Source organism: Streptomyces diastatochromogenes (genome assembly GCF_002242805.1).
Classification (GTDB): Bacteria; Actinomycetota; Actinomycetes; order Streptomycetales; family Streptomycetaceae; genus Streptomyces; species Streptomyces diastatochromogenes.
Genome location: NZ_MCGQ01000022.1, coordinates 205,910 through 229,447, shown reverse-complemented (window position 1 = coordinate 229,447; position 23,538 = coordinate 205,910). Strand labels below are relative to the sequence as shown.

The window sequence follows — 23,538 nt, the reverse complement described above, 5'->3', positions numbered from 1 at the left end:
CCGCCCCGCCGAACTCATCGGAGTGACTCTTGAACGGCCTCAATCCCTTCCGCGTTCTGCGCGTACCGCGTCTGTGGATCGCGAACGGCGTGATCGTCGGTGTGCTGGCGGTGTTGTTCACCGTGTTCTACGTCGGTGCCAACATCGATCCCGCCGGTCACCTGCACAAACTGCCTGTAGGCCTGGTCAACGCCGACAAGGGGGCGGCGGCGGGCGGCAAGAAGCTGAACCTGGGGGCGCAGATCACCCGGTCGGTCGAGAAGTCCACCGCGGGTGGTGACAAGATCGACTGGAAGGTGATGAGCCAGAAGAAGGCCGAGGAGGAGCTGGGGCAGGGGAAGCTGTTCGGCGCGTTGGTCGTCCCCGCCGACTTCAGTGCCTCCGTGGCCGGCCTGACCAGTCCCAAAAGTGCCGCGACCGAGCGGCCGACACTGACGGTGCTGACGAACCAGTCCGCGGGCAGCCTGGGGTCGAGTCTGGCCCGGGCCGCGACGACACAGGCCGCCGAGTCGTCCTCCCTGCAGATCGGCAAGCAGCTGACGGCGCAGGCCGAGGTGCACAAGGGCAAGCTCCCCGCGGCCGCACGCGTCCTGCTGGCGGACCCGGCGGCGGTGACGGTGAAGGACGGGCATCCGCTCGACGCGCACAGCGGTATGGGCCTGACGGCGTTCTACTACTCGCTCGTCCTGGTCGTCTGCGGCATGCTCGCGGCCAACGTGATCAGCGGCCAGGTCGACCACGCCCTGGGCTACACCCACAACGACATGGGTCCGCTGCGCATCCACCGTCCACTGCTGCGGGCCACCCGCGTGCAGACGCTGGCCATCAGCAGCACGATCATGCTCGGACTGTCCCTGGTGATGGGCAGCCTGGTGCTGGCGGGAGCCGTCGGCATCATGGGCATGGACGCCTCGCACCTGCCGTTGCTGTGGCTGTACTCGGTGACCGCCATCGCGGTGTGCGGTATCGGCGCGCTCACCCTCCTGGCCGTCTTCGGCACGCCCGGCATGCTGTTCGTCACGCTGATCTACATCGCCATGGCGGTGCCGACGGCCGGCGCGACCACGCCCCTGTACGCGCTGCCGGACTTCTACCGCTGGCTGTCGGAGTTCGAGCCGCTGCGGCAGATCACCGGTGGTGTCCGCTCGATCCTGTACTACGACGCCCAGGGCGACGCGGGTCTGACCCGCGGCTGGATCATGATGGCCGTCGGCCTGGCCCTCGCCCTGCTCTTCGGCTTCGGCGCGACCCGCCTCTACGACCGCAAGGGGCTGCACCGCATCCCGAGTGAAGCCGCGGAGCAGACGAAGACCGCGGTTCCGGCGTAGCCGGAGCGGACAGGCAGGGGCCGCAGCCGCTGAAGCGGTTGCGGCCCCTGTGTGTGTGGCGATCCGCGCTCAGGAGGACGCCTCAGGCCGCTTCGAGGGTGGCGGTGCGGCGCCGTGGGCGTTCGCCACCGAGGGCGAGAGTGTCCAGCCACTTCCTGATCTTGCGGCGGTTGGTGCCCGGAGAGGTGACGGCCCTCAGGTACGCATCGCACCTTGGCGCCCACTCGCCGTGTCGGATCACGCAACGCGTTGACCTGCATGATCACGATTTGCCGCAAAGCCGAGTGGCAAGGGAGGCAGCGGCGGGCCACGATGGGCGGCACTGGGAAGTCGCCGTCGGCGTCACCGGGACTCCAGGCCCAGAGCAAGAAGGGGTTACCGTCACAGTGATCGACACGGACGAGCTGGCCAAGCGGAACGCCGGGTTCGCCGAACGCGGATCATTCGCCGACCTCAGGCTCATGCCCAGTGGCAGTCTGACGGTCATCGGATGTGTCGACCCTCGTGTCGACCCGTCCGACGTGCTCGGGCTCAAGCTCGGCGAGGCAGCGGTGATGCGCAACGTCGGAGGGCGGGTCACGCCCGCGACACTCCGGACGCTGGAGATGCTCTCGAAGGTCGTCCAGGCCCGCGCGGGCGGCCCTCGCCCGGGCGACATCCACTATGCGGTCCTGCACCACACCGACTGCGGGATCACGGACCTGGCCGCGTTCCCCGAGCTGCTGGCCGATTACTTCGAAGTTCCGGCCGGAGACCTGGACGCCAAGGCGGTCACCGACCCGGTCGCCGCCGTCCGCGTCGACGTCGAAACCCTCAAGCGGAAGCTTCCGGCCGGAGTCTTCGTCTCAGGGCTCGTGTACGACGTGGCCACCGGGCTCATCGACGTCGTCGTACCGCCCGCGCGAGTGGAAGCATGACACCGCACCGCGCCTGCGGCCGTTCCGGCCGGCGTGACCGCCGTGGGCCTGCGGCTTGCGCCAGGATCCGCTTCCCTGGCCGGTCGTATCGGCGGGGAGGCGCTTTCTAGCATGTGCGACGATCACGGGCGCTCGGCGGCCGAGGCGGCGTGGTCAGCGCCTCGGGTCGCGGAGGGACCGGCTGTCGACCCGGTGGCGCTGCCCGAGGTCGACGAGGTCAGGATCACGACGATGGTCGACAACACCTTCGACGCCCTGCTGGTCTCTGCCGAAGGCGTCACGCGGGCGTCGATGGGTGCCGGGCGCACCGCCGCGCGGCAGTTCGCCGACGGCGAGGCCCTCGCGGGGCTGCGTGCCGAGCACGGCTTCTCCGCCCTGGTCACCGTCCGAAGCGGGAACGCGAGCAGCACGCTGCTGTTCGATACCGGCGCGTCGCCGGACGGGCTGGCGGTGAACGCCGAGCGTCTTGGCATCGATGTCGGCGGCCTGCAGGGCGTCGTGCTCAGCCACGGACACTTCGACCACGCGGGCGGCTTCGACGGCCTGGCCCGGCTGCGCGGGCGCTCGGGCCTGCCGCTGACCGTCCACCCCGCGGTCTGGACCCGCCGTCGCCTGGTACTACCCGCCGGACAGGGTCTGGAGATGCCCACGCTGTCACGGGGTGCCCTGGAACGCGAAGGGTTCGAGGTGATCGAGCGGCGGCACCCGTCGCTGCTGGCCGGCGGCATCCTGATCACCGGCGAGGTGGACCGCGTCACCGAGTTCGAGCACGGCATGCCGCAGGCACACCAAGCCTGGGACGGGAACGGCTGGCGGCACGACCCCGCCGTCATCGACGACCAGGCACTCGTCATCAACGTGCGCGGCCGGGGGCTTGTCATCATCACCGGGTGCGGCCACGCCGGAGTGGTCAACATCATCCGGCACGCCATGAGGCTGACCGGCGTCGGCGAACTGCTGGCCCTCATCGGCGGCTTCCACCTGAGCGGCCCCGCCTTCGAGCCGGTCATCGGCCCGACGGTGGCCGCGCTCACCGAACTCGCACCCGAACTGATCGTCCCCGGTCACTGCACCGGCTGGCGCGCCCAGCACACCCTCGCCGCAGCCCTCCCGGACGCATGGGTGCAGACCAGCGTCGGAACCACCTACACACTCAGCGCCGCACAGGGGGGGTGATGCCTGGGTGGTCGGAGTGGTCACGGTGGTCGTGGCCGGGGGTGCGTTGGGCCAGGGATTGGGCGCGCGCGGTGACCTCGTCCGTGGACACGGCGCACAAGCCCGTGAGCACATCCTCCAGGGCGGCCAGCCACAGCCTGTAGTAGTTGTACGGTTCGCCCCGCTCCGCCGAGGCTTCCCAGGCGGCGATCCGGGCGATCAGTGCGGCCTGGAATTCCGGCCAGGTGAACGCTCCCGCGTCGTACAGGGTGACGGCCATCCCGAAGGCGCGACTCTCCCACGGCTCGGCGAACACCAGTTCGCCGTTGGAGCGGGGCGGTGCGGCGGGGCCCTCGATGTCCAGAGGCGCGCTCATGGTGCCGCCACCTTGGCCACGCCGACCATTGCGTCCCTCGTCACCAGAGGCACGAGTTCTTCCTCGGTCAGATGCTCCGTGCCGGACGGCCGCTCGGGCAGCACCAGCCAGCGCACCTCGCTGGTGGAGTCGCGGACGGTGATCCGTACGTCGTCGGCCAACTCGAGTCCCATCTCGGACAGTACCGCGCGCGGTTCCTTCACCATCCGGGCGCGGTAAGCGGGATCCTTGTACCAGCTCGGCGGCAGGCCGAGCACCGGCCAGGGGTAGCACGAGCACAGCGTGCAGACCACCACGTTGTGCGTGGTCGCGGTGTTCTCCACCACGACGATGTGCTCGCCCTGGAACCCTCCGAAGCCCAGTTCCTTGATGGCGGCCGTGCCGTCCTCGAGCAGTCGGCGACGGTACTCGGGGTCCGTCCAGGCCCTGGCGACGACCTTCGCGCCGTTGAGCGGTCCGATGTTGGTCTCATAGGTGGTGATGAGCCCGTTCATGGCCTTCGGGTCGATCAGGCCCCGCTCGGTGAGCAACTGCTCGAGCGCCTCGGTGCGCAGGGCCGGGGGAAGGTGCTCGGTCGATCCAGCGGTGGTGGTCATGAGGTGGTCTCCAGGTAGCTCTCGAACAGTTCTACGGTGAGCTCGAACGGCTCGGCGTCGGTGCCCCACAAGTCATGTGAGTCGAAGCGCACCGAGTAGACGTACTGCGGGTTCTCGCCCTGGAAGTGCGCGTTGGTGTCCGGCAGCACGCCGGCGGGCTGGATGATGTCGACAACGCCGACATGCCCTCGTACGTAGCGCGGGAGTCTGGTGTGTCCGGAAGGCGACATGTCCTTGGCGCGCACGCGCTCGCCGACGGCGAAGGCGGGCGCGGTGTCGAGGGAGCGCAGCGTGCCCTCGGCGGTCGGCGCGTAGTCGGGCTTGGCCGGCTCCGGGATCGGGGGCTCCTCCACGTGCTCGCCGCGGAGGTTGCGGGCGCGGGCGTCGACCGCGCCAGGTGCCAAGACGGCGCTGTCGAGGAGTCTCAGCTCTCCGGCGTTGAGCCAGCGCCCGTAGTAGCCGTCGTCGATGTAGTGCGCTCGGTCCAGGCGCTCCAGTGCGTGCCGGAAGGAGTCCAGGTTTCCCCCGGACACCCGGTTCGAGAGGATCGCGAGCGCGAATGCCCGGCTCTCCCAGGGCTCTGCGAAAACAGGTTCATCCCGTCTCGGCGGATGCATGGAGCCCCAGCCCGGGGCTCCTCCCATGTCGGCAATACCATCCATGGCCGCACCTCTCTTTTGCCGACAATATCGGGCATAGTTATATGAATTGTATTTGGGTGATATCTCCGGCGTCACGGTGCGAGCTGCGCTCCAAGCCGCTGCTTGCGGCGCCTGTCGCGGCGCAAGCCCTTTCGGGTTTCTCGACTTGAGCCTCGGAACCGATCGGTTTACCGTAGCGAGAAACCGTTCGGTTTCCCATGCTGGGCGCTAGGCAGGAGGTCCCCCATGAGCGGGAAGCTCATCCACCGCCACATCGACGTCAATGGCGTTCGACTGCACATCGCGGAGCAGGGGGAAGGCCCGCTCGTGCTGCTTCTGCACGGCTGGCCCGAAAGCTGGTACTCCTGGCGGCACCAGTTCGAGCCGCTCGCCGCCGCGGGCTATCGGGTGGTCGCCCCCGACCAGCGGGGCTACGCCCGCAGCGAGCAGCCGGCGGACGTCACCGCCTACACCATGCTCCATCTGGTCGGCGATGTGGTCGCCCTGATCCGGGAACTGGGCGAGGAGCGGGCGATCCTCGTGGGCCACGACATGGGGGCACCCGTCGCCTGGGTCACCGCGATGCTGCGCCCGGACGTCGTCAGCGGTGTGGCCGGGCTGAGCGTCCCGCCGGTGCTTCCCACGGGACTCGTACCCCCGTCGATCACCCGCACCCTGTACGGCGAGCGGTTCTACCAGATCTACTTCCAGCAGCCCGGCGTGGTCGATGCCGAGTTCGCCAAGGACATCGCCTCTTCCTTCCGCCGGGTCCTGTACGGCGCCTCCGGCGACAACCCGCGCGCACAGCAGCCCCGGCCGTGGGTCATCCCCGAGGGCATGACCCCCCTGGACACCATGCCCGAACCGCCCGCACTGCCCGCATGGCTGACGGAGGACGACATCCGCGCCTACGCGGAGGACTTCGCCCTGCACGGCGCGGATGCCTTCACCGGCGCCTTCAACTGGTACCGGAACATCGAGCGTAATCACGAGCTGCTGGCCGCGTTCCAGGGGCGCGGGATCGACGTTCCCGCCCTGTATGTGGTGGGCGACCGCGACATGGTCACAGCGCTGCGCGGCCCCGGAGGCGTCCGCGCCGACGTGGGCAAGGTGGCGCCCCGTCTGCACGCCCAGCTGACGCTGCCCGGGTGCGGGCACTGGACCCAGCAGGAACGCCCTGCCGAGGTGAACGCGGCGCTGCTCGACTTCTTCGCTCACCTCGACAGCGGCGCCACTCGCTGACCTCGCCTGTCGTGCGGGATCGGTGCCGGCCGGAGGCCGGCGCCTCACATGGCGGCAGGAGACGTACCGACGAGCAGCGGGATCGTGGTGCTCACGGCCCGCAGCGACTCCTCGTTGCGCGAGGAGAGCGCGATGACGAAGGCTCCCTGCATCAACGCCAGCAGCGCGTCCGCGAGTTCCTCCGCCGACCGGTCCTTGCGGACGTCGCCCTGCTCCTGGCCGCGGGCGAGCGCGGTGACGAGGAAGGTGCGCCAGTCGCGCAGGTCGCTGTCGAGTTGGGCACGGAAGGTCTCGGAGGTGGCGGACACCTCGGTGGAGAACTTGCCGGCCAGGCAGGCGCGCTGGTAGCCGGACCTGATGAACTCGTCGACCATCTCGTCGAAGTAGCCGGTCAGTTTCTCCGGTGTGGGCAGGTCGGACTGCTCGATCCACTTGTGCAGCAGGTTCAGCTGGTACTGCATGTAGAGCTTGAGCACGGCCTTGCCGAACGCCTCTTTGGAGCCGAAGTGGTGGTAGAAGGAGCCCTTCGGGACGCCGGATGCCGCCAGGACGGAGTCCACGGTCGTGCCGTGGTAGCCGTACGCGTAGAAGTGCTTCATCCCCTGCCTGAGCAGGCGCTCCTTGTGGGACATCTCTGTCCGCTGCTGCGGGCTCACCGACACTCCTGATGGCTTCGGGGTGCTGCACACCCTATTTCGAAGGCTCAAGCATAGTCGCGCCCCTGTGCGGACCTCGGGCTTCTTTGTTACTTGACGGTTCAGTCTAGACGATTTAGCTCAGCCGATTTAGTTCAGCCGCCGTGGGGAGCCGCCCCGCTCTGTCGAAACCCCATGAGTCGATGACGACCAGTAGGGAGACACGCATGAGCCACACCAAGTACGAGGCGATCGGTGACGTCGCCGTCGTGACCCTGGCCAATCCACCGGCCAACCTCTTCGACGCCGGCATCACCGACGGCCTGGCGGAAGGCCTGCGCCGCGCACGCACCGAGGGCAAGCGGGCCATGGTGATCCAGGCCGACGGCCCGATCTTCTCCGGCGGCGCCGATGTGAACCTCTTCGCGGAACGCACCGCCGTCGAGGCCCGGGAGATGTTCGAGGAGGTCCTGCCGCTGATCGGAGCGATCGAGGACGCACCGTTCCCGGTGATCGCGGCGGTGCACGGGCTGTGCCTGGCCGCCGGACTGGAGATCGCCCTCGCGGCCGACCTGGTGATCGCCGCCGAGGGCACCCGGTTCGCGTAGGTCGAGGCCCTGATCGGTGCCGCGACCTTCCTCGGCGGCGTCTACCGCCTCGCCGAACGCTGCGGCTCGGCCCGTGCCCTGGAGATCGTCTTCTCCGGTGACCAGTACCCGGCCGAGGCGTTCGAGCGGTGGAACATCATCAACCGTGTCGTACCCGCCGACCGGCTGCGGGAGGACGCCCTGGCCTGGGCCCAGCGCCTGGCCAAGGGACCGACCCGGGCGCACGCCGTCAGCAAGGCCCTGGTGCACCACTCCCTCGCGCACGGCCCGCGCGCGACCGACCGCTACCTCCTGGACGCCGCCATCCCGCTGTTCGAGACCCGCGACATGCAGCACGGCGTGGGCCTGCTGCTCCGTCAGGGCTCGCGGGAGTTCCTGGAGAACCACGCCGACGTCGTCTTCGAAGGCAAGTGATGGGCGCCGCGGCCCCGAAGGAGCCCCCGGAGGGCTGGGGCACACCGGGCACCCTTCCCGCACTCCTCGCCGCCCGCGCGGCGGACCGGGCGACGTACCCCGCCGTGTCGTGGCGCGCGGCCGACGGCGGCACGACCGTCCTGACCTGGCAGCAGTACCGCGCACTCGTGCTCGACGTGGCCTCCGGGTATCTGCGACTCGGACTCGAACCGGGCCGGACGGTCGCGATCCTCGCGGGAAACCGCGTCGAACACCTCGCGGCCGACCTGGCCGCCTCCCACTGCGGCGCGCCCTTCGTCAGCCTCTACCAGACGCTCTCCACCGAGCAGTTGGACCATGTGGTGGGCGACGCGGAACCGCAGCTGATCGTCGTGGAGGAGGGCGCCAGGGAGCGGATCGAGAAGGTGCCCTGGGTCAGGGAGCACACCCCGCACCTGATCGTCCTGCCCGAGCGGACCGGCGGATTCGGGACGGCCTCGCCGGATCCGGCGGCGACACCCTGGGCGGACCTGCTCGCCTCCGGCGCCGAGCATCGAGCCGCCCTCGCCCAGGAGATCGAACGCCGCGTCGGCGCCCTGAAGCCCGACGACCCCCTCACCTACATCTACACGTCAGGCACCATCGGCCTGTCCAAAGGGGTCACCCTCACCCACCACAACCTGCTGTGGGACGCGCAGGCCATGGTGCGCACCGGCGCCTTCGACCGGGACTACCGGGCCATCTCCTCACTGCCCCTCGCCCATGTGGCCGAGCGGCTCTGGAGCATCTACGTCTCCCTCGAACTGGGCGGCCACATCCACTGCCTGCCCGACACCAAGGACCTGCTCGACGCCCTCACCCGGCACCGGCCGAGCACCTTCATGGCGGTGCCCCGCGTCTGGGAGAAACTCGCCCAGGGCGCCAAGGCGTTCCTGGACTCGTCGCTCATGGACGCCCACCGGCAGGCTCTCGAAGCCGACCGGGCGACCCTGGCGCAGGAGTGGGGCCTGAGAGTGGACGACGCCCCCGTCCCGGCGCGACTCCGCACCGCCGCCGAACTGGCCCGCGAGGGCGTCCTGCGCGAGGACGTCGCCGCGTTCTTCGCCTCGCTCGGCATCTACATCCACAACGGATACGGGCTCACCGAGACCGCCGGTGTGTCCGTGGGCGACCGGCTCGGCGGCCAGAGCCGGGGCAGCGTGGGTCTGCCCCTGCACGGGGCGCAGGTCCGTATCGCCGAGGACGGCGAGATCGAGCTGAAGAGCCCCGGCAACACACCCGGCTACCGCAACCTGCCGGACGCCACCGCCGAGCTGTACACCGCCGACGGCTGGCTGCGCACCGGGGACATCGGGCACCTCGACGACGCCGGACGGCTGCACATCACCGACCGGAAGAAGGAGATCATCGTCAACGCCGCGGGGAAGAAAAAGAAGAGCCGGGCAGGGGCTGTTCCGCCCAGATCACCTTCCCTTCGCGGGTGTACCGGGTGCCCCAGTTCTCGGCGAGCTGGGCGACGAGGAACAGGCCGCGGCCGCCCTCGTCGAAGGTCCTGGCCCGGCGCAGATGGGGAGCCGTGCTGGCGGCGTCCGCGACCTCGCAGGTCAGCGTGGACTGGAGGATCATGCGCAGGCTGATGGGCTCTCGTCCGTAGCGGATCGCGTTCGTGACGAGTTCGCTGACCATGAGTTCCGTGCTGAAGGCCAGTTCGTCCAGGTTCCAGGCGGCCAGTCGGCCCATCGCGTGGGCGCGCGCCCGGGAGACCATCGTCGGATCCGAGGGCAGCTCCAGGGTGCTGACGTGGTCGGCGTCCAGCGTGTGTGTGCGGGTCAGGAGGAGGGCGACGTCATCCGTCGGCCGGGAGGGGAGCAGGTTCTCCAGAAGCCGGTCGCAGGTGTCCTCCAACGAGGCACCGGACCGGGCCAGGACGTCACAGAGCCTGGCCAGTCCGCCGCCCGGGTCCCGGCCGGGGCCGGGGCCCGCGACGAGCCCGTCCGTGAAGAGGGCGAGGAGGCTGCCTTCCGGCAGCTCGACCTGGGCGGTCTCGAAGGGCAGCCCGCCCAGACCCAGGGGCGGGCCGATCGGCGCGTCCGCGAAGTGCACCCGCGGCCGGCCCGCGGGATCGCCGTCGGCCGCCGGCAGCGCCACAGCGGGCAACACGTGTCCGGCGCTGGCCAGGGAGCAGATCCGCGAGACGGGATCGTAGACCGCGTAGAGGCAGGTGGCGCTGATCTCGTCGCAGTCCTGGCTCTCCTCGTGCTGCATCCGGATGACCACGTCGTCGAGATGGGTGAGGAGTTCGTCCGGCATCAGGTCGATGTCGGCGAGCGTCCGCACGGCCGTGCGCAGCCGCCCCATCGTGGCCGAGGCGTACAGACCACGGCCGACCACGTCACCGATGACGAGGGCGACCCGGGCCCCGGAGAGCGGGATCACGTCGTACCAGTCGCCTCCCACACCGGCCCGGGCGCCGGAGGGCAGATAGCGGGAGGCCGTCTCGACGGCGCCGTGCCGGGGCACGCGGTTCGGGAGCAGACTCCGCTGGAGGGCCAGGGCGGTGGCGCGTTCGTGGGTGTACCGGCGGGCGTTGTCGATGTAGACGGCCGCCCTGGAGGTGATCTCCTGGGCCAGGAGCAGATCGTCGTCGTCGAACGGCGTCGCGTCACGGTGCCGGAAGAACTGGGCGACGCCCAGGGGGCTGCCCCGGGCCCAGAGCGGGATCAGCAGCATCGCACGCATGCCGAAGACACTGACGGCGCGCCTGCGGGCTTCGGAGCCCGCGAGCCAAGCCGGGAGGTCGGTGGACGTGATGCGGTAGCGCAGTGGATGCCCGGTGGCCAGGGCGCGATCGGGGCCCGATCCCCGCGGGAAGCTGTGCGTGTGGCCGGTCGGCACCACCGACTCCGGGCAGCCCGCCAGGACCGAGTGCTGGGCGATGCGGCGCAGCACCATGACGTCCTGCGCCGGAACCGGGCCCTCTTCGCGGAGTACGGCGTCGAGGAGATCGACGGTGACGAAGTCGGCCAGATGGTCGGTTCCCAGTTCGGCCAGCTCCTGAGCGGTGCGGGCGATGTCCAGGCTGGTGCCGATCCGTCGGCTCGCCTCGTTGACCACGATGAGCCGCCGCTGCAGCCGGCTGTCACGCGCGCGCTGGTACGCCGTGACCGCCTGTTCCGAGGTGCGGTCGACATAGTCGAACGTGCCTGCGATCAGGATTTCGGTCAGCGCGTCGCGCACCTTCGGGTCGGTGGTGAGGTGGCTCGTCTCCTCCCGCAGCAGGTCGAGCACGGTGGCGTGGCCGAGCCGGTAGGTGCGCAGCAGCTCGCTGATCTGTACGCCGTGCTCGGCAAGACGGGTGGCGAAGCCGACCGCGGCGGGCGGAGCCTGGACGCCCGAGGTGTCGAGCCTGTGTTCGATGAAGGACAGCACGGTGTCGACGTGCTGCTGGAACGCCTGCGTGGCCAGGTTCGCGAGGTCTTCATGGGCCCACACGGTGGGGATCTCCTCGCGCGTACGCGCGAGCATGCGGGTGGCCAGCTCATCCGAGCGCCGCCGGAGCCGGAGCGCGATCTCGGTCAGGAAGGTGTCGACGTCGATCCCCATGGCACGAATTTATTACATTGGAGGATTTTGTCCTGATGGGTGCCACCTCTGCCCGGGCGTCACCCTTGCTCTGGCGCCACCCCTGCCCTTGCGCCGTCCCTGCCCCTACGAGGGGAAGGAGATGCCGCAGAGTCCGCGGATGCCGTCCATGGCCCGGAGCGTGGTGACCGAGTCGTCCAGCGGCCGGTGCGCGGACTGGAGGCGGCCCGCGGCGACGCAGCGAGCCACGTCGGCGGCCTCGAAGTGCAGGGCGTCGTGGGCGCTGCGGGGTTCGAGGTACGTCAGTGGCGTGCCGGCGCCGACGACTCCGATCCGTACCGTCCTCATGCCAGGCTCACCCAGCATCCCTGCTCGGCCGACCGGCTCATGGCGTCCAGGGCGGCGGCGCTGCGCACCGCGTCCTCCAGCGTCGGCCCGTGTGCGGTGCCGTCGGCGATGGAGCGGAGGAAGTGGTGGGCCTCGATGACCTTCAGGTCGTCGTAGCCCATGCTGGTGGCCGAGCCGGGCTGGAACGCGCCGTACTCGCCGTGGCCGGGGCCCACGTACACCGTGCTGACGGGCTGATCCTGGTAGGCCGTGCCGCGGCTCACGCCCAGTTCGCCCATGCGCCGGAAGTCCCAGAAGACCGCGCCCTTGGTGCCGTGCACCTCGAAGCCGTAGTTGTTCTGCTCGCCGACCGAGACCCGGCAGGCCTCCAGGACACCCCGGGCGCCGGAGGCGAAGCGGAGCAGGCAGTTGACGTAGTCCTCGTTCTCGACCGGGCCCAACTCGCCGCCCGTGGCACGGGTGTGGCCCGCGGTCGCGCCGGTGGGGCGGGCCCGCTCGGGGATGAAGACGGCGGTGTCGGCGGCGAGCGACGCGATGTCGCCGAGCAGGAAACGGGCCAGGTCGACCCCGTGCGAGGCCAGGTCGCCGAGTACGCCGCTGCCGCCGCGCCCTCGCTCGTAGCGCCAGGTCAGGGCGCCTTCCGGGTGGGCGGCGTAGTCGCTGAAGAGACGGATGCGGACGTGCGTGACCGTGCCGATCTCACCGGAGGCGATCAGCTCACGGGCGTACGACACGGCCGGCGCGTTGCGGTAGTTGAAGCCGACCGTGCCCTGGACACCGGCCTTGGCGACCGCGTCGGCGACCGCGCCGGCGTCTTCCGCTGTCAGACCGACCGGCTTCTCGATCCAGATGTGCTTGCCGGCCCGGGCCATCGCCACACCGATCTCCCGGTGCAGGAAGTTCGGTGCGGTGATGCTGACCGCCTGCACGCGGGGGTCGGCGGCGACCTCCCGCCAGTCCCGGGTCGTCGACACGAACCCGAACTGCGCGGCCGCTTCCTCGGCCCGGCCCGGCACCTCCTCGGCCACCGTCACCAGCTCGGGCAGACGGGCCGACTGCGGATAGTGGTGCCGGATCCGGCTGTACGCCTGGGTGTGCACCCGTCCCATCCAGCCGAACCCCACGACGGCGACGCCGAGCGTACTCACCATGACTGCCCCTTTTTGGACCGGTCCACAAACCTTCGGCCACACAGTGGAGGGCATCTCCGCACGTGTCAAGACCTTTACAAAGGAGTCCGCCCTATGGAACGGTCCACGTCATGAGGACTCCGACCATCCGCGACGTCGCCGCGCGGGCCGGCGTGTCGAAGTCGCTGGTCTCCCTGGTGCTGCGCGGCGCGGAAGGCGTCCGCCCGGACAAGCGGCAGGCAGTGCTCGCCGCGGTCGAGGAACTCGGCTACCGGCCCAACGCCGCCGCCCGCAGCCTCAGCGAGCGCCGTACCCGCACGGTGGGGGTGCTGCTGAACGACATGCGCAACCCCTGGTTCGTGGAGCTGCTCGACGGGCTGAACTCGCGGTTGTACGACAGCGGTCTGCGCATGCTGCTGGCCGACGGCCACCTCAACCGGCGCCTCGGGGAGGACCTCACCCGCACGTTCACCGAGCTGCGCGTGGACGGTCTGATCGCCGTCGGCACCCTGCAGGACCCCGGGGTGCTGCGCACCGCGGCCGATCGTGTGCCCACCGTCGTGGCCGGCACCCGGGAGCCCATCCTGCCCGCCGTGGACATCGTCGCCAACGACGACGAACACGGTGCCCGTCTGGCCACCGAGCACCTCATCGCCCTGGGGCATCGGCACATCGCCCACATCGCCGGCCAGGGCGCCGTGGGTGACCTGCGCCGCGGCAGTTTCGAAGCCACCATGCGCGAGCACGGCCTGGCCGACACGGCCGTGGTGGAACAGGGCGACCTCACCGAGGAAGGCGGTTACCGGGCCGCTGTCCGGCTCCTGAACCGCCGGGAGCGTCCGACCGCCGTCTTCGCGGTCAACGACATGACGTGCGTCGGCGCCATGTCGGCCGCCGAGGCGTCCGGTCTGGTCGTACCCCGGGACCTGTCCCTGGTCGGGTACGACAACACGTACCTCTCCCAGCTTCGGCACCTGTGGCTCACCACCGTGGACAACGCCAGCCGTGACGTGGGCCGCCGCGCCGCCCAGCACCTCCTCGACCGCATCGCGGACCCGGCCCGGCCCGCCACGGTCGACCTGGCGACTCCTTCGCTGGAAGTGAGGGGCACGACGGCGCCGCCGCTGGCCATTGCCTGAGCTTCCTCCCGCGGACGGACCGGTCCGACTCCTGTGAGGGAGAACCAAGAACACCGTGTCGGCGTGTTGGTGATCAGCGGCGTGATCCGGGCCGTGGATCTGGGAGCGGAGTTGGTGCTGTGCCGGAAGTAGCGAAGGACTTACCGGATGCCGAGCCGGAGCGTGCCGGTTCGAGCCTCTGGCGGCAGCGGGATTTCCTGCTGCTGTGGAGTGGCCAGACGGTCAGCGAGATGGGCTCGGCGGTCACCCAGATCGCACTGCCGCTGTTCGCGGTCGTCGTGCTCAAGGCGAGCACGTTCCAGGTCGGGCTGCTGACCGCCGCCACCACAACGGCGTTCGCGGTGATCGCGCTGCCCGCAGGTGCGCTCGTGGACCGTCGCCCCAAGCGTTCCGTCATGATCGTCTGCGACGTTCTCCGCCTGGTGATCATCGGCTCGATTCCGGTGGCGGCCGCCCTCGGCACCCTGACGATGACGCAGCTCTACGTCGTCGCTGTCGCCGCCGGCGTGTGCACGGTGTTCTTCGACGTCTCGTACCAGAGTTATGTGCCGTCGCTGGTCCGCGCCGAGGACCTGATGGACGCCAACGGCAAGCTCGGGGCCACCGGGGCGTTCGCGCAGCTCGGGGGGCCCGGCCTGGGCGGGGGACTGGTCGCGGCGTTCGGCGCCGCGGGGGCGATGACGGCCGACGCGATCTCCTACGCGGTCTCGGTCGTCTCGCTGTTCGGCATCAGGAAGCGCGAGGAGCCGCCGCCCCCGCGGCGAGCGGACGAGACGTTGCGGAGTCAGATCGCCGAGGGACTGGGATTCGTCGCCCGGCACAGGATTCTGCGGAGGGTCGTGGCGTGCGCGGGCACCGCGAACCTGTTCTCCGGCATGACTTCGGCGCTGGCGATGGTCTTCCTCGTCCGGGTGCTGCACGTGCGCCCCGCGCTGACCGGGCTGATCATGGCGGGCTCGGCCATCGGCGCGATCGCCGGGGGAGTGTTCGCCGGCCGGCTCGCCAAGAAGATCGGCTCGGCGCGGGTCATCTGGGTGTCGATGCTGGTCTTCAGCGCACCGCAGGTCATCGCGGCGGCTGCCTGGCGAGGCTGGGGGGTGCTGCTGTTCCCGCTCGGCTGGGCCGTCACGGGCTTCTCCGCGCTGGTGTACAACGTCGCGCAGGTCAGCTACCGGCAGTCGGTGACGCCGCCGGAGCTGATGGGCCGGATGAACGCGGCCGTGCGCTGGGTCGTGTGGGGCACGCTGCCGATCGGCGGTGTGCTCGGCGGGGTGCTCGGCACGCTGATCGGGGTGCGGCCCGCACTCTGGCTGGCGTTCATCGGTTCCTGGGCGGCCGGCTGGTTCGTGTTCTTCTCCCCGCTCCGCCACATGCGCGACGTTCCCCAACCCGCACCCGCCCCCGGTGCAACAGGTTGAAGGTGGGCGCGGGATCGTCACTGGGGCCTGCGCATACGGCACAGGCTCCGGAGCCACCCGCCCGGTCCGGCGCCCTGTCGGACGCGGGACCGGGCAGGTCGGGCAGCGCGCGGTACGGGGCCCGTCAGTCGGTGATGAAGTTGGGCATCAGCGCGGCCGGCAGGCGGCTGCCCGCCGAGCCCTGGGGGAGGATCTCGGCGATGCGGGTCAGGTCGGCCTCGGTGAGCCGGACGTCGGCGGCGTGGGCGTTCTCCGCCACGCGCTCGGGGCTGCGGGTGCCGGGGATCGGGGCGATGTCCTCGCCCTGGGCGAGCAGCCAGGCCAGTGCGAGCTGGGCGACGGTGAGGCCCTTGGCCGTGGCGAACTCCTTGAGCTGTTCGGTGGCGCGCAGGTTGTAGGTGTAGTTCTCGCCCTGCCAGCGCTCGTCCCAGCGGCGCATGTCGCCCTCGGGGTACTCGCTCGCGGGCTTGACCGCGCCGGACAGGAAGCCGCGACCGAGGGGCGCGTACGGCACCAGGCCGATTCCCAGCTCCCGGAGCACCGGCAGGATCTTCTCCTCCAGCTCCCGCTCGAAGACCGAGTACTCGGACTGCAGGGCGGCGACCGGGGTGACGGCGTGGGCGCGGCGGATGTACTGCGGGCCGACGTTGCTGAGGCCGAAGTACTTCACCTTGCCTTCCGCGATCAGTTCGCCGACGGTTCCGGCGACCTCCTCGACGGGCACATCGGGGTCGGAGATGTGCTGGTAGAAGAGGTCGATACGGTCGGTCCCCAGGTAGCGCAGGCTGTTCTCGGCGACCTTGCGGATGTTCTCCGGACGGCTGTCGACACCGGAGCCGAACGGCTCGGCGGTCATGTCGAAGCCGAACTTGGTGGCCAGGACCACGTCGTCACGGAAGCCCCTGACGGCCTTGCCGAGCAGGACCTCGTTGCTGCCGGTGCCCTGGCCGTACAACTCGGCGGTGTCGAAGAAGTCGATCCCGAGCTCGTGGGCGCGGCGGATGGTGGCGATGCCCTCGTCCTCGTTCGAGGGGCCGTAGGCCATGGTCATGCCCATCACGCCCAGGCCGAGTGCCGAGACGCGCAGGCCCTGTTGTCCCAGGGGGCGGTGCTGCATGAGTTCTCTCCTCGTGGGGGGTGTTGTCGACCCTATGGGTCAAACCAAACGGTCTGGTTTGAGTCTAGGCAGGGGATCGGCCCGATGCAAACCAAACGGTTTGGTCCTCTATCCTGAGGGCATGCCTCGCTCCGCCTCCTCTGGTCAGACCTCCGGTGCCGCCGCAGGCGACTCCGTCGACTCCACGCGCGAGCGGATCGTCGCCGCCGCCCAGGAGGAGTTCGCCCGGTACGGCATCGCCGGCGCCCGCGTGGACCGCCTCGCCAAGCAGGCCAGGACCAGCAAGGAGCGGGTCTACGCCTACTTCCGCAGCAAGGAGGCCCTCTACGCCCACGTCGCCGAACGTGAGCTGGCCGCACTCGCCGAGGCCACGCAGATGGACGCGGCGGACCTGCCCGGCTACGCCGGCCTCCTCTTCGACCACTTCACGGCTCGCCCCGACCACTACCGCCTGATCACCTGGGGCCGCCTGGAGCTGGGCGACTCCACCGCCGACGTCGCGGGTTCCCTCCAGGCGATCATCGTCCGCAAGTGCGAGCAGCTGCGCGACGCACAGCGCGCCGGGCTGCTCGACCCGGCCTGGGACCCGGTGGACGTCCTCGCGCTGATCAACCAGATCGCCTCCACCTGGGCAGGGCAGCCCGAGATCGGCGCCGTCGCCGAGGAACGGGCCGCGGATCCGTCCACCGCGGCCCGCCGCGCCGCACTGGTGGCCGCGGTCGAGCGCCTCTTTCCGCGCGTGAAGTGAGAACCGGGGAGGGCCGGTCAACNNGTTGACCGGCCCTCCCCGGTGCTCTGGCTGCCGCTCGCGCGGTGAGCGGCAGCCTCAGGAAGCCAACTCCTTGCTGATGCGGTCCAGCATGAACGCGGAGGACTCCCGGGCGCGTTCCTCCCAGGCGAAGACGCAGGCCGTGGCCACGCCGTCGAAGTCCAGCTCGCGCAGCGTGCCGAAGAAGGCGTCCCAGTCGACCTCACCCTGGCCGATGTCCAGGTGCTGGTGGATACGGGCGGTGGTGCCCGGCGGGTTGAGGATGTACCGCAGACCCGAGGACCCCTTGTGGTTGAAGGAGTCGGCGATGTGCACGTGCTGGAGCTTGTCGCCGGCGTAGCGCATCATCGCCGCGATGTCCGCCGTCGGGTCGGCACCCGAGAGGTGGAAGGAGTGCGGGGCGCAGTAGAGGTAGTTCACCCAGGGCTTGTTGATCGCCCGGACGAGGTCGACCGCGGGGGTGTTCTCCTCGCAGAAGTCGTCAGGGTGGGCTTCGAGGTTGAGGGCGATGCCCTCGCGCTCGAACAGCGGCAGCAGCTCCTCCAGCGAGCCCCAGAAGGCAGCCTCGCTCTCGGCGGCGCGCTCCGGGCGGCCGTTGAACTCCGAGTTCATCAGCGGACATTCGAGATCGGCGGTGATCTCGATCATGCGCTTCCAGTACCGCACGGCGGCCTGCCGCTCGGTCTCGTCCGGCGAGGACCACTTGTAGAGGGGGAGCACGGAGGACAGCTTGACGCCGTGCGTGCGCAGGGAGTTCTTCAGCTCCGCGATGCGCCCGTCGTCCGCCCTCGGGCGCAGGAAGAACGGTATGAAGTCGTCGCGCGGGGACAACTCGATGTACCCGTAGCCGAGTTCGGCCACCGTGCGCACCATGTCGTCGATCGGCAGCGCGCGGAACATGTACGGGTCGAGGGCGATCTTCACGCGATGCCTCCGTAGAAGGTGGGGCGGGGCTTGAGGTCCGTGGCGATGACGCGGCCGGACTCCAGGGCCTCGACGGTCGCGCTGGTGATGACGGTGGCGGCGTAGCCGTCCCAGGCCGAGGGGCCGGTGGGCTCGTTGCCGGCGTCGACCGCCGCGATCCACTCGCGGAACTCGGTGTCGAAGGCGTCCGCGAAACGGCCCACCCAGTCCGTCAGCACCTCCGTGCTGTGCTGTCCCGCGCTGCGCACACCGACCGCGGCCGGGTCGGGCAGGCGGACCAGGCCCTCCTCGCCCACCGCCTCGCACTGGATGTCGTAGCCGTACTGGCAGTTGACGAAGACCTCCAGATCGATACGGACACCCTTGGCGGTCTCGAACAGCATGATCTGCGGATCCCTCAGGTGCTCGAACCGCTTGCCGGTGGCCCGCGGGGTGACCACCTGGGTGGAGACGATCTCGTCGTCGAGCAGCCAGCGCAGCACGTCCACCTCGTGTACGGCCGTGTCCAGGGCGGCCATGGCGGAGGTGTACGACTCCGGGACGGTCGGATTGCGGTGGGCGCAGTGCACGATCAGCGGCTCGCCGATCCGGCCGGACTCGATGACCTGCTTCATCTGCCGGTACCCGGCGTCGTAGCGGCGCATGAAGCCGACCTGGACCAGCCGGCGGCCGTGGGCCTGCTCCGCCTCGATGATCTTCAGACAGTCCTCGGCGGTGGTGGCCAGGGGCTTCTCGCAGAACACCGGCTTTCCGGCGGCGATCGCGTTCAGCACGTGTTCGGCGTGGGTCGGGCCCCAGGACGTCACGAGGACGGCGTCGACATCGTCCGCCGCGACCACGGAAGCGCCGTCGGGTAGTACTCGGGCGCCGACCGGCGCCGCCTCCGCGGCCCGGGCGGCGTCGATGTCGGTGACCGCGGTGACGCGGGCTCCGGTGATGGTGTCGGTGAGCCGCCGGATGTGCTCCTTGCCGATCCAGCCGGCGCCGATCACTCCCACACGTACGGTCATGGTCGTTTCCTTAGGACATGCGAACAAGAGGGTCAGGGGATCCCGGTGCCGGCGACCAGGGAAGGCCAGGAAGGCGACGGTCATCGCGAGGACGGCGTAAGGGCATCAGCAGGGAGAAGAGGCCGATCATCAACGGTGCGGGTGGTCACCGCCGGCTCGGCATGCTGGGGCACACTCATCACCGGGTGCCCTTCGCGGCGAACCCGGCGACCGTGTCGGCGTTGTCCTTGGTGATGAAGGCCGGGCCCGTCAGCACGGGTGCGGTGCCGCCACCGCTGAAGTTGCCGTTGTTCTTGTACAGCCACAGGGAGTCGACGGCGAGGTACCCCTGCAGGTACGGCTGCTGGTCGACGGCGAACTCGACCGTGCCGTCCTGGACGGCCTTGACGAGCTGCTGGTTGAGGTCGAAGGTCGCGACCTTGGCCTTGCTGCCCGCGTCGGACAGCGACTGCACGGCGGTCAGCGCGATCGGGGCGCCGAGGGTGACCACCTGGTCGATGGAGGAGTCGGCCTTGAGCTTCGCGGTGATCGTCGACTTCACCGAGGGCATGTCGGTGCCGTTGACGTAGAGGATGTCCGTCTTGCCGTTGAAGCCCTTCTTGAGGCCGGCGCAGCGGGCCTCCAGTGCGACCTGCCCCTGTTCCTGGATGACACAGAGGGCGTGCTTGGCGCCGATCTGGTTCAGGCGCCGGCCGAAGGCCTGGCCGGCGATGTTCTCGTCCTGGCCGAAGTACTCGAGCATGCCGAGCTGCTTCCAGTTGTCCAGGCCGGAGTTGAAGCCGACGACCGGGATGCCGGCCGCCTTGGCCTTGGCGACCACGTCCTTCATGGCGTCGGGCTTGGCCGCGGTGAGCGCGATGCCGTCGACCTTCTGGTCGATCGCGTTCTGCACCAGGTTGGCCTGGTTGCCGGCGTTGGGGTCGCTGGAGTAGACGAGCTTGATGTTGTCCTTGGCGGCGGCGGCCTGGGCACCCTTGCGGATGAGGTCCCAGAAGGTGTCGCCGGGGGAGGCGTGGGTGACCATGGCCACCGTCATCCGGGGCGTGTCGGCCTTGCCCGCGGCGGCGGCCGCACCGCCCTCCTCGGACTTCTTGCCGCCGGAGCTGCTGGAGCAGCCGGTGGCGACAAGAACGCCGGTGAGAACGACGGCGGCCCAGGCGGCGGCTCGATGGTTTCTGTGCATGTCCCTTGCACCTCGCTGTGCGGTTCAGGTAACCGAGCGTTTCCAGCCACTAGAGCGCTTTATTAGCGCGCTCTAGTGGCTCGTGCTATGGGGCGCGCCATGGGGGATGTCAACAGGTATGTCAGGACGTCCCAACAAAAGCATCCGCCCGCGGCTTCGGCTGCCGCGGGACGGTGTATACGTGTCGACGTACATGGCGCCGGCGGCCCGCGCCTGTGTCCGCAGCAGCGTGTTGAGCCTGGCCCTCCTTGGCGCGGAGGTAGGCGATGTCGCCCGGGGCGAGGGGCAGTTGGCGATCACCGTCGAGGCGAGGCGATCAGGAACCAGTGGCCCGGCGGAGGCCTCAGACGCTGTACCCGCCGTCCACGCCCAGCGCCTGCCCGGTGACGAATCCGGCCCGGTCCGAGGCGAGGAAGGCGACCGCCTCCGCGATGTCCTGCGCATGGCCGAACCGGCGGAGCGGGATGTTGCGGCGGGCGACGGCCAGGGCCTCCTCGTCGAGTTCTCCCGTGTCGATCAGCCGGGCCGCGATGCCGTCCGTGAGCATGCCGGGGGCGACGCAGTTGACGCGGACGCCGTAGCGGCCCTCCTCGGCGGCCAGAGCACGGGCGACCGCCTCGACCGCGCCTTTGGCGCCGGACGACAGCCCGTCGCGGACCGGGAAGCGGCGCGTGGCGACGGTGGTGACGGCGACGATGCTGCCCCGGCTCGCGCGGAGCAGCGGCAGCGCGGGGTGGACGAGGTTGAAGAACGCCACGGCGTCGGCCTCGAGTTGGGCGCGGTACCGGCCGGGCGTGACCTCGCTCAGGTGGGTCATGGGCACGTGCGGCCCGGCCGCGTACACGAGCGTGTGGATGCCGTCGTGGGTCTCGGCGGCCCCGGTCACGGCCCCGGCCGTCTCCGTTTCCTCGGTCAGGTCCACGCGCAGGGACGTGACCTGGCGGCCGTACGCCTTCACCTCCCCGACGAGCCCCTCGGCCGCCTGCTCGTTGGTGCGGTAGGTGAACGCGATGTCGCTGCCGCGTTCGGCCAGCGTCCGGACGATCGCGGCGCCGATGCCACCGGTGCCGCCCGCGACGAACGCGAGGCCGGGCCGGCCGGAGAAGTCGTCCACCAGCATGTCTCACAACCCCAGGGACTTGGCGATGATGACCTTCATGACCCCGCTCGTGCCGGCGTGGACGCGGGCGATACGGGCGTCCGCGTAGAGCCGGGCGATCGGGTACTCCAGGATGTAGCCCTAACCGGCGAAGAGTTGAAGACAGCGGTCGACGGCGCGGGCCGGGAGGATCCCGGCCCGCGCTGAGGTTGTGGGCTTCAGCCGCTGGGCGTCAGCCGAGCAGCTTGCTCGCCAGGGTCGCGGCGTTGTACGAGCCCCAGCCGGTGGTGAAGTCCCAGCCGCTGGCGGCGGAGTAGGCGCCGTTGCTGCCGCTGGTGATGTCGTGGAAGCCGGTGCTGCTCGCCGAGTAGAGGGCGGGGTTGGCGAAGCCGAGGTTGGCCTTGCCGGCCGCCTTGGCCTGCTGGTTGTACAGCGCGGCGAACGCCGCCCACTCCGGCGCGGCGGCGCTGGTGCCGCCGACCGAGGACCAGGAGCCCTGCGAGTAGATCGAGACACCGGGGCTGGGGTTGGCGTGGGCCGAGACGTCCGGGACCTGGCGGAAGCCGCCGCCCGCGCTCTTCTGTACCGCGGTCTGCCAGCTGGGGATCTTGAAGACGGAGGACTTGCCGCCACCGCCGCCGGACCAGGCCACCTCCTTGCTCCAGGCGTTGGACGAGGTGACCGTCAGCTTGGTGCCGCCGACGCCGGTGACGTACGGGTCGCTGGCCGGGTAGTCGACGGAGGTGCCGCCGTCGCCCGCGTCGTCGGAGCCGTCGTCGCCGGAGGCCGCGTAGAAGCCGAGGCCCTGGGCGGCGCCGGCCTTGAACACGGCGTCGACGGCGTTGATGTTGGACGTGGTGCGCGCGCTCTCGGCGGCGCCCCAGCTGATCGAGGTCGTCGGGATGCCGGCGTCGACGATGGCCTGGTAGGTGTCGACCTCGCCGGCGTCGGAGTTCGGGCCCTCGAAGACGGTGACGTTCGCCTTGGGGGCGATCGCGTGCAGCACCTCGATGTCCAGCTCGACCTCGACCTGGCCGTCGCCGAGCGCGCCGGAGCCGCCGTCCACCTTCTTCACGGTCGGGGTGGGCGAGCCCAGGCTGTAGTTGTTGTCGTAGGTGGTGATGTTGGACTGCTGGAAGCCGTCGAACTCGATGAGCGCGATGTTCTGGCCGCTGCCGGTGTACGTGCCGGAGACGTTGTAGCCGCCCTTGAGCTGGGCCGGGGTGTAGCCGCCGCCCGGACCGTTGTGCGGGGTGACGGTGGAGGGTGCCTGGTGGTGCAGCTGGGTCCGGTTGTTGAGGCCCGCCACGTCGCTGACGAGGGAGGCGATGGCGGTCGGCAGGGTCGGCGCGCTGTCGTTGGCGTAGAACGAGCGTCCGGACCTGGCGTCCTTCCAGGTCGACAGCTTGGTGCCGAAGGCCTTCTGCAACTGGGCGGCGGTGCCCTTGGCGTCGACCAGCAGGTTGCCCGAGTGGACGGCGGTGACGGTGAGGCCCTGCGCCCGCAGGTAGTCCTTGAGCTGCTTGATCTCGGCGTCGGTCCGGCCGAAGCGGGCCGCGAACTGGCGCTTCGTCAGGTAGTGGCCGTATGAACTGGATCGCGGGTCACTGACCTTGGCCACGAAGGTGTCGAGTGCCTTGTCGTTTCTGGGGGTCAGGCTGATCGCCACCGATATCCGCTTGCCGGCAGCGATGTTGCCGGTGCGGGTCGCGTCCTTGTTCAGGCCCTTGAGGACATCTCCGGTGATGGCCGCGCGAGTTGAGTGGGGCTCAGCCGCGTTGGCCGCGTAGGCGGCGGGGACGGCCGCGGCGAGCAGGGCCGGCACGGTGACCAGACCGAGCAGTTTCAGACGTGACTTCACTGAGGTCCTCCGGAGAGTGGGGGTGATGTCCCGGAAGGGGAACGGCTTCACCGTAGGAACAGCAGCC

The 23,538-nt window shown here is 70.0% G+C and carries 20 protein-coding genes and 3 pseudogenes; 9 read left to right on the top strand and 14 right to left on the bottom strand.

The features are described 5' to 3' along the window. The first annotated feature begins 29 nt into the window (after positions 1-29). The 3 genes from BEK98_RS26155 (at position 30) to BEK98_RS26145 (ending at position 3,421) form a co-directional block, all read left to right on the top strand. Positions 30-1,328: a YhgE/Pip family protein gene (locus BEK98_RS26155; protein ID WP_094219102.1), complete on the top strand. Its 1,299-nt coding sequence runs from the start codon at positions 30-32 to the stop codon at positions 1,326-1,328. A 386-nt stretch (positions 1,329-1,714) separates the two neighbouring features. Beyond that, complete coding sequence (locus tag BEK98_RS26150) at positions 1,715-2,245, top strand: carbonic anhydrase (protein WP_094219101.1); 531 nt, start codon at positions 1,715-1,717, stop codon at positions 2,243-2,245. Positions 2,246-2,356: 111 nt separating this feature from the next. Then, positions 2,357-3,421: an MBL fold metallo-hydrolase gene (locus BEK98_RS26145; protein ID WP_094219100.1), complete on the top strand. Its 1,065-nt coding sequence runs from the start codon at positions 2,357-2,359 to the stop codon at positions 3,419-3,421. On the opposite strand, the gene BEK98_RS26140 is transcribed toward BEK98_RS26145, so the two are convergent. The 3 genes from BEK98_RS26140 to nthB are packed head-to-tail and all read right to left on the bottom strand — an operon-like array spanning position 3,399 to position 5,034. Next, entirely contained in the window at positions 3,399-3,776 is a 378-nt protein-coding gene (locus tag BEK98_RS26140) for a nitrile hydratase accessory protein (RefSeq protein ID WP_094219099.1), read from the bottom strand. The genes BEK98_RS26145 and BEK98_RS26140 overlap by 23 nt on opposite strands. Then, positions 3,773-4,372 carry a nitrile hydratase subunit alpha gene (gene nthA / locus BEK98_RS26135; RefSeq protein ID WP_094219098.1) on the bottom strand — a complete coding sequence of 200 codons (600 nt, stop codon included), beginning with the start codon at positions 4,370-4,372 and terminating at the stop codon, positions 3,773-3,775. The genes BEK98_RS26140 and nthA overlap by 4 nt, the downstream gene beginning before the upstream one ends. After that, positions 4,369-5,034 carry a nitrile hydratase subunit beta gene (gene nthB / locus BEK98_RS26130; RefSeq protein WP_094219097.1) on the bottom strand — a complete coding sequence of 222 codons (666 nt, stop codon included), beginning with the start codon at positions 5,032-5,034 and terminating at the stop codon, positions 4,369-4,371. The genes nthA and nthB overlap by 4 nt, the downstream gene beginning before the upstream one ends. A gap of 225 nt (positions 5,035-5,259) precedes the next feature. On the opposite strand from nthB, the gene BEK98_RS26125 reads away from it, so the two are divergent. Further along, on the top strand, positions 5,260-6,255 hold the full coding sequence (locus BEK98_RS26125; protein WP_094219096.1) for an alpha/beta fold hydrolase: 996 nt from the start codon (positions 5,260-5,262) through the stop codon (positions 6,253-6,255). 44 nt (positions 6,256-6,299) lie between these two features. On the opposite strand, the gene BEK98_RS26120 is transcribed toward BEK98_RS26125, so the two are convergent. Beyond that, entirely contained in the window at positions 6,300-6,911 is a 612-nt protein-coding gene (locus tag BEK98_RS26120) for a TetR/AcrR family transcriptional regulator (protein ID WP_244201979.1), read from the bottom strand. 182 nt (positions 6,912-7,093) lie between these two features. Here BEK98_RS26120 and BEK98_RS26115 point away from each other — a divergent pair. Together BEK98_RS26115 and BEK98_RS26110 are read left to right on the top strand one after the other, a co-directional pair. After that, positions 7,094-7,912, top strand: a pseudogene (locus tag BEK98_RS26115) (enoyl-CoA hydratase/isomerase family protein). Next, positions 7,912-9,165 (top strand): annotated as a pseudogene (locus BEK98_RS26110) (AMP-binding protein); the annotation flags it as partial. The pseudogenes BEK98_RS26115 and BEK98_RS26110, both read left to right, overlap by 1 nt. A 136-nt stretch (positions 9,166-9,301) precedes the next feature. Here the strand turns inward: BEK98_RS26110 and BEK98_RS26105 are convergent. The 3 genes from BEK98_RS26105 to BEK98_RS26095 all read right to left on the bottom strand — a co-directional run bounded on the left by BEK98_RS26105 (position 9,302) and on the right by BEK98_RS26095 (position 12,972). Next, positions 9,302-11,494: an ATP-binding SpoIIE family protein phosphatase gene (locus BEK98_RS26105; protein WP_094219095.1), complete on the bottom strand. Its 2,193-nt coding sequence runs from the start codon at positions 11,492-11,494 to the stop codon at positions 9,302-9,304. Positions 11,495-11,599: 105 nt separating this feature from the next. Further along, positions 11,600-11,821 (bottom strand): hypothetical protein, encoded by a 222-nt coding sequence (locus BEK98_RS26100; RefSeq protein WP_244201978.1) that lies wholly within the window; start codon positions 11,819-11,821, stop codon positions 11,600-11,602. Then, positions 11,818-12,972 (bottom strand): Gfo/Idh/MocA family protein, encoded by a 1,155-nt coding sequence (locus BEK98_RS26095; RefSeq protein WP_094219094.1) that lies wholly within the window; start codon positions 12,970-12,972, stop codon positions 11,818-11,820. Before BEK98_RS26095 ends, BEK98_RS26100 begins: the two co-directional genes overlap by 4 nt. A 110-nt stretch (positions 12,973-13,082) precedes the next feature. On the opposite strand from BEK98_RS26095, the gene BEK98_RS26090 reads away from it, so the two are divergent. Both BEK98_RS26090 and BEK98_RS26085 read left to right on the top strand, forming a co-directional pair. After that, positions 13,083-14,090, top strand: coding sequence for a LacI family DNA-binding transcriptional regulator (locus BEK98_RS26090; RefSeq protein ID WP_094219093.1), 1,008 nt, complete (start codon positions 13,083-13,085; stop codon positions 14,088-14,090). A 119-nt stretch (positions 14,091-14,209) separates the two neighbouring features. After that, on the top strand, positions 14,210-15,508 hold the full coding sequence (locus BEK98_RS26085) for an MFS transporter (protein ID WP_094219092.1): 1,299 nt from the start codon (positions 14,210-14,212) through the stop codon (positions 15,506-15,508). A gap of 124 nt (positions 15,509-15,632) precedes the next feature. Here BEK98_RS26085 and BEK98_RS26080 read toward each other — a convergent pair whose 3' ends face one another. Next, the gene (locus tag BEK98_RS26080) at positions 15,633-16,625 is read right to left on the bottom strand and encodes an aldo/keto reductase (RefSeq protein ID WP_094219091.1); all 993 of its coding nucleotides are present in this window, start codon (positions 16,623-16,625) and stop codon (positions 15,633-15,635) included. Positions 16,626-16,746: 121 nt separating this feature from the next. Here BEK98_RS26080 and BEK98_RS26075 point away from each other — a divergent pair, with 121 nt between their 5' ends. Then, positions 16,747-17,373, top strand: coding sequence for a TetR family transcriptional regulator (locus tag BEK98_RS26075; protein WP_167444266.1), 627 nt, complete (start codon positions 16,747-16,749; stop codon positions 17,371-17,373). Between the two features lie 78 nt (positions 17,374-17,451). Here the strand turns inward: BEK98_RS26075 and BEK98_RS26070 are convergent, their stop codons facing one another. The 6 genes and pseudogenes from BEK98_RS26070 to BEK98_RS26045 form a co-directional block, all read right to left on the bottom strand. Next, positions 17,452-18,318, bottom strand: coding sequence for a sugar phosphate isomerase/epimerase family protein (locus tag BEK98_RS26070; protein ID WP_094219089.1), 867 nt, complete (start codon positions 18,316-18,318; stop codon positions 17,452-17,454). Further along, positions 18,315-19,328: a Gfo/Idh/MocA family oxidoreductase gene (locus BEK98_RS26065; protein ID WP_094219088.1), complete on the bottom strand. Its 1,014-nt coding sequence runs from the start codon at positions 19,326-19,328 to the stop codon at positions 18,315-18,317. Before BEK98_RS26065 ends, BEK98_RS26070 begins: the two co-directional genes overlap by 4 nt. A gap of 178 nt (positions 19,329-19,506) precedes the next feature. Further along, positions 19,507-20,511 (bottom strand): sugar ABC transporter substrate-binding protein, encoded by a 1,005-nt coding sequence (locus BEK98_RS26060; RefSeq protein ID WP_094219087.1) that lies wholly within the window; start codon positions 20,509-20,511, stop codon positions 19,507-19,509. A gap of 343 nt (positions 20,512-20,854) precedes the next feature. Beyond that, positions 20,855-21,631: an SDR family NAD(P)-dependent oxidoreductase gene (locus BEK98_RS26055; protein ID WP_094219086.1), complete on the bottom strand. Its 777-nt coding sequence runs from the start codon at positions 21,629-21,631 to the stop codon at positions 20,855-20,857. 3 nt (positions 21,632-21,634) lie between these two features. Next, positions 21,635-21,790: pseudogene (locus BEK98_RS26050) on the bottom strand (acyl-CoA dehydrogenase family protein); the annotation flags it as partial. A 52-nt stretch (positions 21,791-21,842) separates the two neighbouring features. Then, a complete protein-coding gene (locus BEK98_RS26045) occupies positions 21,843-23,471 on the bottom strand; it encodes a S53 family peptidase (protein ID WP_094219085.1) in 1,629 nt (542 codons plus the stop codon). Between the last annotated feature and the right edge of the window lie 67 nt (positions 23,472-23,538).

Excerpts from the sequence above, each read along its gene's own strand:
- BEK98_RS26145 (WP_094219100.1), top strand. The coding sequence starts at position 2,357 with ATGTGCGACGATCACGGGCGCTCGGCGGCCGAGGCGGCGTGGTCAGCG.
- BEK98_RS26090 (WP_094219093.1), top strand. The coding sequence starts at position 13,083 with ATGAGGACTCCGACCATCCGCGACGTCGCCGCGCGGGCCGGCGTGTCG.
- BEK98_RS26100 (WP_244201978.1), bottom strand. The coding sequence starts at position 11,821 with ATGAGGACGGTACGGATCGGAGTCGTCGGCGCCGGCACGCCACTGACG.
- BEK98_RS26095 (WP_094219094.1), bottom strand. The coding sequence starts at position 12,972 with ATGGTGAGTACGCTCGGCGTCGCCGTCGTGGGGTTCGGCTGGATGGGA.
- BEK98_RS26080 (WP_094219091.1), bottom strand. The coding sequence starts at position 16,625 with ATGCAGCACCGCCCCCTGGGACAACAGGGCCTGCGCGTCTCGGCACTC.
- BEK98_RS26055 (WP_094219086.1), bottom strand. The coding sequence starts at position 21,631 with ATGCTGGTGGACGACTTCTCCGGCCGGCCCGGCCTCGCGTTCGTCGCG.
- BEK98_RS26060 (WP_094219087.1), bottom strand. The coding sequence starts at position 20,511 with ATGCACAGAAACCATCGAGCCGCCGCCTGGGCCGCCGTCGTTCTCACC.
- nthB (WP_094219097.1), bottom strand. The coding sequence starts at position 5,034 with ATGGATGGTATTGCCGACATGGGAGGAGCCCCGGGCTGGGGCTCCATG.
- BEK98_RS26140 (WP_094219099.1), bottom strand. The coding sequence starts at position 3,776 with ATGAGCGCGCCTCTGGACATCGAGGGCCCCGCCGCACCGCCCCGCTCC.
- nthA (WP_094219098.1), bottom strand. The coding sequence starts at position 4,372 with ATGACCACCACCGCTGGATCGACCGAGCACCTTCCCCCGGCCCTGCGC.
- BEK98_RS26065 (WP_094219088.1), bottom strand. The coding sequence starts at position 19,328 with ATGACCGTACGTGTGGGAGTGATCGGCGCCGGCTGGATCGGCAAGGAG.
- BEK98_RS26125 (WP_094219096.1), top strand. The coding sequence starts at position 5,260 with ATGAGCGGGAAGCTCATCCACCGCCACATCGACGTCAATGGCGTTCGA.
- BEK98_RS26075 (WP_167444266.1), top strand. The coding sequence starts at position 16,747 with ATGCCTCGCTCCGCCTCCTCTGGTCAGACCTCCGGTGCCGCCGCAGGC.
- BEK98_RS26105 (WP_094219095.1), bottom strand. The coding sequence starts at position 11,494 with ATGGGGATCGACGTCGACACCTTCCTGACCGAGATCGCGCTCCGGCTC.